Below are 10,506 nucleotides of genomic sequence, written 5' to 3' on the forward strand. Positions count from 1 at the left end.
ACGCGGCGCTAGTCGCGGTTGGCCGCTTCCCAGGCTTTCAGGTCGAAACCGTCAGCGGCGGCTTCGGCTGCCGTCAACTTGGGCGCGCGGGCGAGAATCTTGCGCGCGGCCATGTGATCGCCCATGCGATTGCAGGATTCAACGGCCACCAGGCGGYCATTGCGGAAACACAGCACGGACAGCTGTTTGTCTTGGGCAGACCCGAGGACAACAGTGCTGTCGTAGCCGTTGGAGAGTCCGGCAATCTGTAGCTTCAGGTCGCCTTGATCGGTCCAGAACCAAGGCAGGGCGCCGTAAGGCGCCGGTTTGCCCATCAACCGTGCGGCCACTGCGCGGGCCTGGTCAATGGCGTTCTGCACCGACTCGAGGCGCGTGTGCTGTTCATCGTTTTGCAGGCACGGGAAACTGGCGACATCGCCCAATGCGGAAATACGTGGGTCAGAGGTGAGCAGATTGGCGTCGACCTTGATGCCGTTCTCGATGGCCAGACCCGCTTCGGTTGCCAATTGGGCATTGGGGATCACGCCAATGCCAAACACCACGAGGTCGGCGGGCAGGGCACGTCCGTCGGCGGTTTGCACGGCGCACACTTTACCGTTGTCGCCATCAATGCGGCTCAAGCCTTGGCGGAAGTCGAAATGTACGCCCCATGCTTCATGGGCCTGGCGGAACAACTCAGACATTTCCCGCGATACGGCACGGGCCATTGGCCGCTCGGCCAGTTCCAGCACATGGACATTGGCCCCTTGGGCTGCGGCTACCGCTGCGAATTCCAGACCGATGAACCCGGCGCCGATCACCACCACATTGCGCGCTTCTTTAGCCAGCGGCGCCAAGGCATCGGCATCGGCTTTGGTTTTGATGCCGAATACCTGTGGCAGCTCAGCGCCTGGCACCGGTAACGGCCGGTTGTGTGCACCAGTGGCCAATACCAAGTGGTCATAGCTGACCGCATCACCGGAGGCCAACACTACGCGACCGTTCTGGCGGTCAATTGCCGTCGCCTGGTCATGCAGTAGTTCAATGCGTTGGGTGGCATAAAACTCAGCGGGGCGGAACAACAGATTGGTCCCCTGGATTTTGCCGAGCAGGTAGGCCTTGGACAATGGCGGCCGCTGATAGGGCAGGCCGGGCTCATCGCCGATCAGGGTAATGCGCCCGTCATAGCCTTCCTGACGCAGGGACGCAGCGACCTGAAAACCGGCCTGGCCAGCACCGACGATAACGACTGAGGCAAGGGTCATGGGAGCTCCTTCAAGCGCATTCAGAATTGCGACGACGGCAGGTGCAGTACCATGCCGTCCATCTCTTGGCTGATGATCAACTGGCAGCTCAAGCGGCTGTTGTCACGGCGCTCGAACGCGTACTCGAGCATGTCGTTTTCCATGCTTTCCGCCGCTTGTACTTTGCTCAGCCAGGCCTCGTCGACATAGGTGTGGCAAGTAGCGCAGCTGCAGGCGCCACCACAGTCCGCAGGAATGCCCGGCACCGAGGCGAAAGTAGCGGCTTGCATTACCGATTGGCCGATGTCGCCTTTGACCTGATGGGCGGTGCCGTTATGTTCAATAAACGTCAATGTGGGCATGTTCTGCTCCGATTCTTGTTGGGGGCTCAGGATTGGCAGGGAATTGTTTGTGCGTTAAAACGCGGCACGCGTCCCAGGGTCAGTAACAGAAGAGGGCCGATCAGGCAGCAGGCTGCGCTGTACACCAGCATCGCCGTGTATGAACCGGTGCGTGCCAGCAGGTAGGCGAAGAGCAGCGGAGCCAACGCCGAGGCCACGGTGTTCAAACCCTGATGGACGCCAAACAGACGGCCGTACTCGCGCAAACCGAAGTAACGGGCAATCAGGAACGCGGCAATATCGAATTCTGCCCCGGCGCCAAAACCGACCAGCACCGCCGCCAGCAGCAGAGGCGCAAACTCGGTGGTCGGGCTCAGGTAGATAAAACATCCGACAGCGGGCAGCACCAGGCTGAGTGCCGACACCGCGGGTGGCCAAAGGCGATCGAGCAAGTAGCCAATTAGCATGCGGCCAAAGATCAGTGAGATGCCGAAGCCGCCGAAGACGGTGGCGGCGTCCGCCGCGGACAAACCTCTGGCTTGCAGCATCGGCACGGTGCTGGTGACCATGCCGACAATCGAAGAAATCACCAGACTGAGTGCCAGGTTGCAGGTCCAGAATTTCAGCGAGCCCATGCCTTCACGAAAAGCCATGCCGGGCAATTGCTCCAGCGCACTGCCGTCATTACGGTTACCCGCCGCAGCAGGTAGCTTGAACCACAACAGAATCAGTGGCAGCAGCACCAACAGGTTGAGCAGCGCGAGAATCACGAAGGCCGCGCGCCAATCCCATTGTTCAATGCCCCACGCCATCAAGCGGGGAATGGTTGCCGCGGTGACGCCGGTACCGGACAGGCCGATGGCCAGCGCCAGGCCACGATTGCGGTCGAACCACAGGCTGATCAGTTGCGTCCAGGTGACCGCCAATGCGCCCATGCCCACGATGGGCAGTAATGCAAAGGCGATGTACATCGACCAGATCGAGTGGGTCAGTTGAGTGGTCGCCAAGTAGCCGAGGGACAACAACAGTAAAGAAATGACCGTGACGCGCTTCATGCCGTAGCGCAGGTTGAACCAACCCACCAGCTGCAGTGATACCACGGCGCCACCAAACAAAAAGGTGATGCAGGCCTGCAGTTCACTTTTGCTCCAGCCGAAGGCATCGCCCAGCGGCACGACCAAGGTGCCGAAACCATAGAGCAGGGCGGCGTTGATGCTGATGGCAACACCGGCGACAGCCAAAATCAGGATTTTCCAGCTTTGGCGGAATTCGTGAAGATCAATTGCCGCTTCGTTTTTAGACGGGTGCATGGAGTTGGCTTCCTTATAGGTTTTGTTGAGCCAAGCACTGCTACGAGTGGTGATGTGGACCACCGCCAGCAGATTCTTTGAACAGAATCTGATTTTTTATTCAGAATAAAATCAGAAAATCCCCTTTGTCCAGCACAGCTATCTGACTCAAAGACAAACGAATTTCCTGCGTTGAATCCACCTTTCAATCAATCTGGTTCCAGTCGTGTTCAACATCCTGCTGTTTTTCTTCCATTTGGATGCCAGACCTGTGTTTGCGACAGCGGATGAGTGGAAGCATATCCGCGTTAAAAATTAATTGCACATAAAATAAAATAGTGTTCATAATTTGCCGAGGCTGAACCTGATAAAGGAGACAAAAATGAGTTCAGAAAAAGCGCAATTCAAAGCCGTGGCAGACCGTAGCCGCTGCTGTGGTTATGGCTTGTGTGCCGCAATCTGCCCAAGCCTGTACAAACTTGATGCCGATGGCCTGGTGTACATGGACGATGCCCGTGTACCACCGGAACTGGAGGAGGAAGCCCGTGAAGGTGCTGCCGCCTGCCCCGCGGAGGCCATTTGGCTTGAGCCCATCACCTCTGAAGACGAAACCGTTTAACAGCGCGAGTCTCGCTCGCAACGTGATAACCACTGAGTTGAGGATGTGCTGATGGGACGTTTACAAAACAAAGTCGCGTTGATTACCGGGACCGGCGGTGGCCAGGGCCGGGCAGCAGCGCTGCGTTTTGCCCGTGAAGGGGCGATTGTGGTCGGTTGCGACTTTGTCGCCGAAGGCCACGAGGAGACAGCAGCCTTGATGCGAGCCGAGGGGTTTACCCTGTATGGCTCGGCACCCGTGGACCTGGGTGATCACGAACAGGCCAAGGCGTGGATCGATGCCGCCGTCGCTGAGCACGGGCGCATCGACATCCTTTACAACAACGCTTCCGCCGCACGTTTCGGGCTGGTGAGCGAGCTGTCGATCGAAGATTGGCAGTACACCATGCGCAACGAAATCGACCTGCTGTTCTACACCACAAAATATGCTTGGCAGCACTTGGCCGAGCAGCGTGGGGTGATCATCAACGTATCGTCCACCGCAGCCTGGGGCGGCTCGAAAGTCGCCGGTATTTCAGCGCATTCGGCGGCCAAGGGCGCCGTGGTGTCCTTCACTCGCCAGTTGGCGGTAGAAGGCGCGCCGTTCGGTATCCGTGCGGTCAGCCTGAGCCCGGGTTTTGTCGCCACACCAGGCACCCGCCCGTTTCTGGAAGACCCAAAAATGCGCGCCATGCTGCTGGACGGCGTCTTGATGGACCGCCCCGGCGAACCTGAGGAAGTGGTGGCAATGGCGGTATTTGTCGCGTCCGATGAGGCTTCGTTCATTACCGGTTCGGACTTCGTCATCGACGGCGGGTTACTGGCGATCTAACGCACGCGACGTCAGGACAGGTGCCAGCGGCACCGTTTCATCTCGAACAATAACAAGGTGAATAACGTGGACATCATCGGTATCGGTTACATGGGTTTCGAAACCCCCAATCTTGAGGCGTGGCGTGAGTACGGCCCGCAGGTGATGGGCTTTGGTATCGGCAAGAATCCTGAGAGTGACCCTGAGTCGCTGTACTTCAAAATCGACGATCGCCGTCATCGCTTTGCGTTCCATCCAGGCAAAGTTGACCGAATTGCCTACATCGGCTGGGAAGCGGTAGGGCGCATGGCGTTCGAAGCCGGCATCAAGAAGCTGGCGGCGGCCAATGTCGCATACACCCGTGGCGATGCTCAATTGTGCGAAAAGCGTGGTGTGCGCGAGTTAGTGCGCTTCCGCGACCCCGTGGGTTATCAGCACGAGCTTTTTTACGGGCAAAAATGGCTGCCGCGCTCGTTTCAGCCAGGGCGTCCACATAGCGGTTTCCTCGCCGACGAACGCGGTGCGGGTCATGTGGTGCTGATCACCCCGGACTACACACCGGAACTGGAAGACTTCCTGCTCAACGTCATGGGCTTCAGCTGGTATGGCGCCGGGGCGGGTAAAGGGCGCACCGGTTTCTTCCGCTCCAAACTCAACCATCACACCAGTCATGACATTGCTTACGGCCACGGCCCGGGACGCATGGGCGTGCAGCATGTCGGGCTGTTCGTGCGTAATGTGCGCGATGTCGGTGAAACCTACGACATCGTGCGTCAGCGTGAACTGCCGATGATGATGACCCTTGGCCAACACGCCCAGGACCCGCACCTGTCGTTCTACCACTTCAACCCGTCCGGCTTTGCCTTTGAGACCATTGCGGAAATCGAGCCATGGCAAGGCGACCCCTACGAGTTGAACCCGGAAAAACTCAGCCTGTGGGGACACGAAATGGTCGGTCCGATTCTCGGTGCCAGCGTCAAGACACCGGAAGAAGTGCTCGACGCCGAGTACCTGCCAATCTACCTGGCCAAGCGCTGAGATGCGTCTGGCGCGGGTCGAAGTGGCCGGGCAGGCGTTCTGGGCGTTGCTGGACGCGAAATCTGATCGCCTGCAGCGGATTAATGCGCCATTCGCCCAATGGGCCGGGCTAGGTGTGGACCTTGCGCCAGACGCCCTGGACCTTTCTGGCGAATGGTTACCGTTGTCGGCTGCGCGACTGCTTGCGCCGCTGGAGCCTGGCAGTCGGGTTTTTGGTGTGGGCCTCAATTACCTCAGCCATCTCAAGCGCCTGGGCAGTGATGCGCCGGCGCACCCGCTGGCGTACATCAAGCCTGAGTCCGCGTTGGTCGGCGCTTATGACGAGATTGATTATTCGCCGCTGACCACCCAGCTCGATTACGAGGTCGAACTGGTTGCAGTGGTGGGCCGGCCGTTGCTCGATGAACCCCATGCCAGCGACTGCCTGCTGGGGTACACGGTGGGCAATGACATCAGTGCGAGGGATGCCGGCAAACAGATTGGTCGCCTCGACCTGCTCACTCAGAAAGCTATGGACCGCGCTACGCCAGTAGGCCCCTGGGTTGTAACGGCGGACGAACTGGGTGTAACCGGGCAACCGGAACTGGATCTGCGCCTGAGCGTCAACGATGAACTGCGCCAGCAGGACAATACCCGGCAGATGATTTTTACCCTGGATGAGCTGCTCAATTATCTGGATGCGCGCATCAGTCTGCGTCCGGGTGACTTGGTGTTCACGGGCTCTACCCACGGAGTGGGCCTGGAAAGCGGGCGTTTTTTGCAGCCGGGTGATCGGGTCGAGGCGCACATCGAGGGCATCGGCCAACTGCGCAATACCATTGCTGCACCACGCCAGCTCAGCCCTGCGCGTGCGGTTGGGCGACTGGGCCAGCCGCTGGATAAGTAACTGCTGATTTTAATAGGTGTTACGCCGAGGTGTGATGATGAGCGAGGGTTCGGCGTGGGCGCCGTTTCGCAATAAAGCGTTCCGCGGCTTATGGCTGGCGGGGGCGGTGGTCAATATGGCGATCTGGATGCAGACGGTCGCTGCGGCGTGGATCATGACCACGTTGACAACGTCTGCGGCGATGGTCTCTCTGGTGCAAACCGCTGTGACTCTGCCAGTCTTCCTGTTTGCCTTCCCGGGTGGTGTGATTGCCGACCGGGTTGACCGCCGCGGTTGGCTCATTATCACGCAGTGCATGATGCTCTTCGCCGCGCTGGTACTGTGCCTGCTGGCGTACAGCGCGCATCTGGAAACCTGGGGGTTGCTGGCGTTCACCTTTGTCCTGGGTACCGGCAGTGCGTTGGGAATGTCGGCGTGGATGGTGACCATGGTCGGTGTACTCTCCCGCGATCAGGTACCGGCGGCYGTGTCGTTGAACGGCATTTCCATCAACGCGACCCGCGCGTTGGGGCCGGCGCTGGCCGGTGCGTTGATTGCTTACTGGAATACCACTTCGGTGTTTTTAGTCATCGCGCTGTGCATGTTCGCGGTGCTGCTTTTCCTCTTTCGCCTGGTACCCAACCCGCCAGCCGTGGGCTTGCCACCGGAGACCCTGACCGGAGGCATGCGCAGCGGACTGCGTTATATCCGTCATTCGGCGGTATTGTTCAGCGCCATGAAGCAGGTATTGGTTTTCACCAGCAGTGCCAGCGCTTTGTGGGCATTGATGCCATTGGTGGCCAAGCAGGAATTGGGCATGGACGCCGGTGGTTATGGCTTGCTCATGGCATTTCTTGGTGCGGGTGCCGTGTTGGCGGCACTCAGCTTGCCGCGTCTGTATCGCGTATTAGGTATGCGGCATCTGCTGGTGTGCGGCGCCATCGCCTTTGCCCTCGCGACTCTCACTGCCGCGCTATCCCATAACCGTTACGGGGTCTGCGCGATGATGTTGCTTGCAGGGTTTGGCTGGATGGCGGTCAACGCGACCATTTCCACGGTTGTGCAAACATATGCCGCCAACTGGGTACGCGCACGGGTCGCATCGGTCTATGTGTTGATCTTGATGGGCGCGATGGCTGCTGGCGGCGCGATATGGGGTGCACTGGCCCAATATCTGGGGCTACGCGAGAGCTTGCTGCTCTCGACGTTGTTGTTACTGCTCGGCATCGCGCTGACCCGTAACGGCCGTGTGGAACTGGGTCAGGAGGCAGATTTTGCCGAGGTGCAATTGACCGACAAACTGCAGCTGGCCAGTCCGGTGTCCTATTCCGATGGACCAGTATCGGTGGAGATCGTCTATCAGGTCACGGAGCCCGACCGCGATGACTTTCTGACTGCTGTGTATGCAGTCGGCAAGTCAAGACGGCGTAATGGTGCGCAGAACTGGCGGCTTTACCGCGACATGGCGGACGAGCAACTCTTCAGCGAGCGCTTTATTGTTGAGTCCTGGCTGGAGTATTTGCGCCAGCAGATGCGGGTGACCCAGGCCGACCATGCCCAGGAGCTTCTCATCGAGCGCTTTCGTCGCGAAGACGTGCAAACCCGTCGGCTGATCTACCAACCGCTAGTGAAACTATCCGACTAAAGTGTTCGATTAATTCCCAGCTAAAACTTTTACGTCGCCAATCATTCTCAGGCTAGAATGGCGGCACTTTAAAGTTACTGGATCGGGCATGGACTTCACTGACGTCAACGACACCACCAAATCGGCCGGCGCAACACTCGTCAAGCCCGTTTCCAACGCCATACGCATTCTGCGTTACCTCAGTCAGGTGGGCACGCCGGAGCGTTCGGTGGACATCGCCCGGCAATTGAAGATCAACCCCAGTACTTGCTTCAATATCCTTCGCACGCTGGTGCAGGAGGAGGTGGTCGACTTCAGTGCCATGTCCAAGCGCTACTCGGTTGGCTTGGGGCTGGCGCGCCTGGTCGAACAATTGGTCACCCAAGGCCATCGCGTGCAGATGGCCAAGCCCCTGTTGCAGAACCTGGCTGCGCGCCAGCGGGTAACCATCACCCTCTGGCGCAAAATGAGCGCTGACCGTATGGGGATTGTCAGCTCTGCTGCCAGCCCGACTGATGTGCGTATCGACATGGCTGAAGGTCAGCGCCTGCCGATACTGATGGGTGCCAGTGGGCGTTTGTTCGCCACGCAAATCGACCTCGACGACCCAGAAGTACAGAGCAGTTTCGACAACATTCGCTGGGCCCAGCCTCTATCGCTGGAGGTTTTCCGTGAGGAAGTGAGAGTAGCTGCCGAGCGTGGCTGGGCAATGGACGATGGACATTTCTCGGGGGGCATTCTTGCCATTGCAGCGCCGGTCTACTCACCAACGCACAGCATCGATTTCACCGTTTCAGCGGTGATGTTCCGTGGTCAACGCGATGAAGAGGGCCTTGCCCAGCTGGGCAAGGCGCTGATCGAGTTCTGTAACGAAGTGGCCGGCGTTCTCTACTGAAACGCACCGTTACTCGCGTACCAGCAGCAGGCTGCCCCCCAGCGGGCCGCCACCTGCGGCCACCGTGCTGACACGGTGTTCACGGGTTTGCCGCCCTTCGGCACGGCCCCACAGTTGCAGGCAGGCTTCATGCACGTAACCCAGGCCATGGGTGCGCCCGCCAGATAGCTGCCCGCCATTGGTATTGATTGGCAAGCTACCATCCAGCGCGATGCGCGTCCCACCCTCGACGAAGGCTCCGCTTTCTCCGGTGGGGCAAAGGCCGAGGGCTTCCAGCCAGATCATGGTCAGAATCGAAAATCCGTCATACAGCTGCGCAGAGCCAACATCCTGCGGCGTGTAGTCGGTGCGCGCCCACATCATCTGGCCAACATCGAAGGCGGCCATTTTGGTCAGGGAAATCTGATCCCATGACCAGGGCTGGTTCAAGGCTGCTCCCATGGCTTCAATGCGGATCGGTTTGTTCGGCAGGTCCTGAGCGATATCCCGGCGCGACAAAATGATGGCGGTCGATGCATCGCAATGCACGTCGCAGTCGAACATGCGCAGCGGCGAGGAAATCATCCGCGACGCCATGTAATCGTCCATGCTCATCGGTGTGCGAAACACCGCTTTGGGGTTGCGCATGGCGTTCTGGCGACAAGTCAGGGCGATTTGCGCCAGCTGCTCCGCACGAGTGCCGTATTCATGGAAGTGACGTTGGGCGTACAGCGCCATCAGATTAGTGGCCGAGAGCACATTGAATGGCGTGAACCACTGCCAGGCGTGGCTGTTGTCACGCCCTTGAGTTTTATTGGTCAAGGCGCTCGCTTGTTTGTTCACCAAGCGGGCCGACGCTTCGGTGATGGTGCGAAACACCAGCACGTGTTTACACAGGCCCGCCGCAATCGCCATGGCACCGTTGATCACGCCGGTAAGCGGGCCGGGTCCTTCGTAGCCGCCACCAAACCAGTTGACGTTGAGCCCCAAGGCGCTTTTCAGCGCGCTCGGGCCAACCGGAGAAAATGGGTCGCCATTGTTGTTGTCGCCCGGCCAGCAGGCCACACCGTCGATGTCACTACGCTGCAGGCCAGCGTCAGCAATGGCCTCAAGGCAAGCATCAAGGGTCAGGCGCATCGCTGACTTGTTTGACGGACGCCCGATTTCCGACTGACCGATGCCGGTGATGGCGACGTCTTTTTCATAACGATGATCGAACATCACTGATCCTTCTCGAACAGAGGCAACCAGACATCCTCGACATTGAGGAAGCTGACCCGTACCGGCATGTCGATATGCACATCCGTGACCGGCATGCCCACCACGTTACTCACGAATTGCAAGCCAGGTTGTTCCACCAGCTCGATGATCGCGACCACATAGGGCACCTCCAGGTCGGGGGCCCAAGCCTGGTAATTGATGGTGTAGCTGAGCACTTTACCTTTACCGGACACCGGCTCTGGCGCCACTTCAAAGCTTGCGCAACGCGGGCAAAGCGGGGCAGGTGGATGGAAATACCGGCTGCAGGCCGCGCAGCGATGAACGAGCAGTTCGCCCCGTTCGCCGCCTTGCCAGAAGGCGCGGTTGTCGGCGTTGAGTGCAGGAAGTTTTCTAGGCATCAGCGGTCCGCAGGTGAGTGTTTGACTTGAAGTCATACGGTATCATTTGTACATATTTTCTAAAAGTGTCATATATTCATCCCGACGAAGCACGAATTGAACCTTCGTGCCGTAAAACAACAACAAGAGGATTTCACGATGTCCCAGTCGTTACTGGACAAGAGGGTAGTCGTCACCGGTGGGTTTGGTGCCCTCGGCAGCACACTTGGCAAGTTCCTGCTGGCG

The 10,506-nt window shown here is 58.9% G+C and carries 11 protein-coding genes; 6 read left to right on the forward strand and 5 right to left on the reverse strand.

The genetic code is table 11. The features are described from left to right. Positions 1 to 8 precede the first annotated feature (8 nt). The 3 genes from AC1DSG_RS21800 to AC1DSG_RS21810 are packed head-to-tail and all read right to left on the reverse strand — an operon-like array spanning position 9 to position 2,874. Positions 9 to 1,244, reverse strand: coding sequence for an NAD(P)/FAD-dependent oxidoreductase (locus AC1DSG_RS21800; protein ID WP_477792734.1), 1,236 nt, complete (start codon positions 1,242 to 1,244; stop codon positions 9 to 11). A 20-nt stretch (positions 1,245 to 1,264) separates the two neighbouring features. Further along, on the reverse strand, positions 1,265 to 1,585 hold the full coding sequence (locus tag AC1DSG_RS21805) for a 2Fe-2S iron-sulfur cluster-binding protein (RefSeq protein WP_007942512.1): 321 nt from the start codon (positions 1,583 to 1,585) through the stop codon (positions 1,265 to 1,267). A gap of 26 nt (positions 1,586 to 1,611) precedes the next feature. Further along, positions 1,612 to 2,874 carry an MFS transporter gene (locus tag AC1DSG_RS21810; protein ID WP_033048637.1) on the reverse strand — a complete coding sequence of 421 codons (1,263 nt, stop codon included), beginning with the start codon at positions 2,872 to 2,874 and terminating at the stop codon, positions 1,612 to 1,614. Between the two features lie 361 nt (positions 2,875 to 3,235). On the opposite strand from AC1DSG_RS21810, the gene AC1DSG_RS21815 reads away from it, so the two are divergent. The 6 genes from AC1DSG_RS21815 to AC1DSG_RS21840 all read left to right on the forward strand — a co-directional run bounded on the left by AC1DSG_RS21815 (position 3,236) and on the right by AC1DSG_RS21840 (position 8,683). Continuing rightward, positions 3,236 to 3,472 carry a ferredoxin gene (locus tag AC1DSG_RS21815; RefSeq protein WP_477792735.1) on the forward strand — a complete coding sequence of 79 codons (237 nt, stop codon included), beginning with the start codon at positions 3,236 to 3,238 and terminating at the stop codon, positions 3,470 to 3,472. 51 nt (positions 3,473 to 3,523) lie between these two features. Continuing rightward, a complete protein-coding gene (locus AC1DSG_RS21820) occupies positions 3,524 to 4,282 on the forward strand; it encodes an SDR family NAD(P)-dependent oxidoreductase (protein ID WP_477792736.1) in 759 nt (252 codons plus the stop codon). A 66-nt stretch (positions 4,283 to 4,348) separates the two neighbouring features. Continuing rightward, complete coding sequence (locus AC1DSG_RS21825) at positions 4,349 to 5,299, forward strand: VOC family protein (protein ID WP_477792737.1); 951 nt, start codon at positions 4,349 to 4,351, stop codon at positions 5,297 to 5,299. 1 nt (position 5,300) lies between these two features. Then, the gene (locus AC1DSG_RS21830) at positions 5,301 to 6,185 is read left to right on the forward strand and encodes a fumarylacetoacetate hydrolase family protein (protein ID WP_477792738.1); all 885 of its coding nucleotides are present in this window, start codon (positions 5,301 to 5,303) and stop codon (positions 6,183 to 6,185) included. Between the two features lie 37 nt (positions 6,186 to 6,222). Continuing rightward, positions 6,223 to 7,809, forward strand: a complete 1,587-nt coding sequence (locus AC1DSG_RS21835) for an MFS transporter (RefSeq protein ID WP_477792739.1) — start codon at positions 6,223 to 6,225, stop codon at positions 7,807 to 7,809. Positions 7,810 to 7,897: 88 nt separating this feature from the next. Then, a complete protein-coding gene (locus AC1DSG_RS21840) occupies positions 7,898 to 8,683 on the forward strand; it encodes an IclR family transcriptional regulator (protein WP_477792740.1) in 786 nt (261 codons plus the stop codon). A gap of 9 nt (positions 8,684 to 8,692) precedes the next feature. Here AC1DSG_RS21840 and AC1DSG_RS21845 read toward each other — a convergent pair whose 3' ends face one another. Then, entirely contained in the window at positions 8,693 to 9,883 is a 1,191-nt protein-coding gene (locus tag AC1DSG_RS21845) for a thiolase family protein (protein ID WP_477792741.1), read from the reverse strand. Further along, positions 9,883 to 10,281 carry a Zn-ribbon domain-containing OB-fold protein gene (locus AC1DSG_RS21850; RefSeq protein ID WP_477792742.1) on the reverse strand — a complete coding sequence of 133 codons (399 nt, stop codon included), beginning with the start codon at positions 10,279 to 10,281 and terminating at the stop codon, positions 9,883 to 9,885. Before AC1DSG_RS21850 ends, AC1DSG_RS21845 begins: the two co-directional genes overlap by 1 nt. Positions 10,282 to 10,506 lie beyond the last annotated feature (225 nt).

The organism is Pseudomonas sp. P5_A12 (assembly GCF_056400685.1).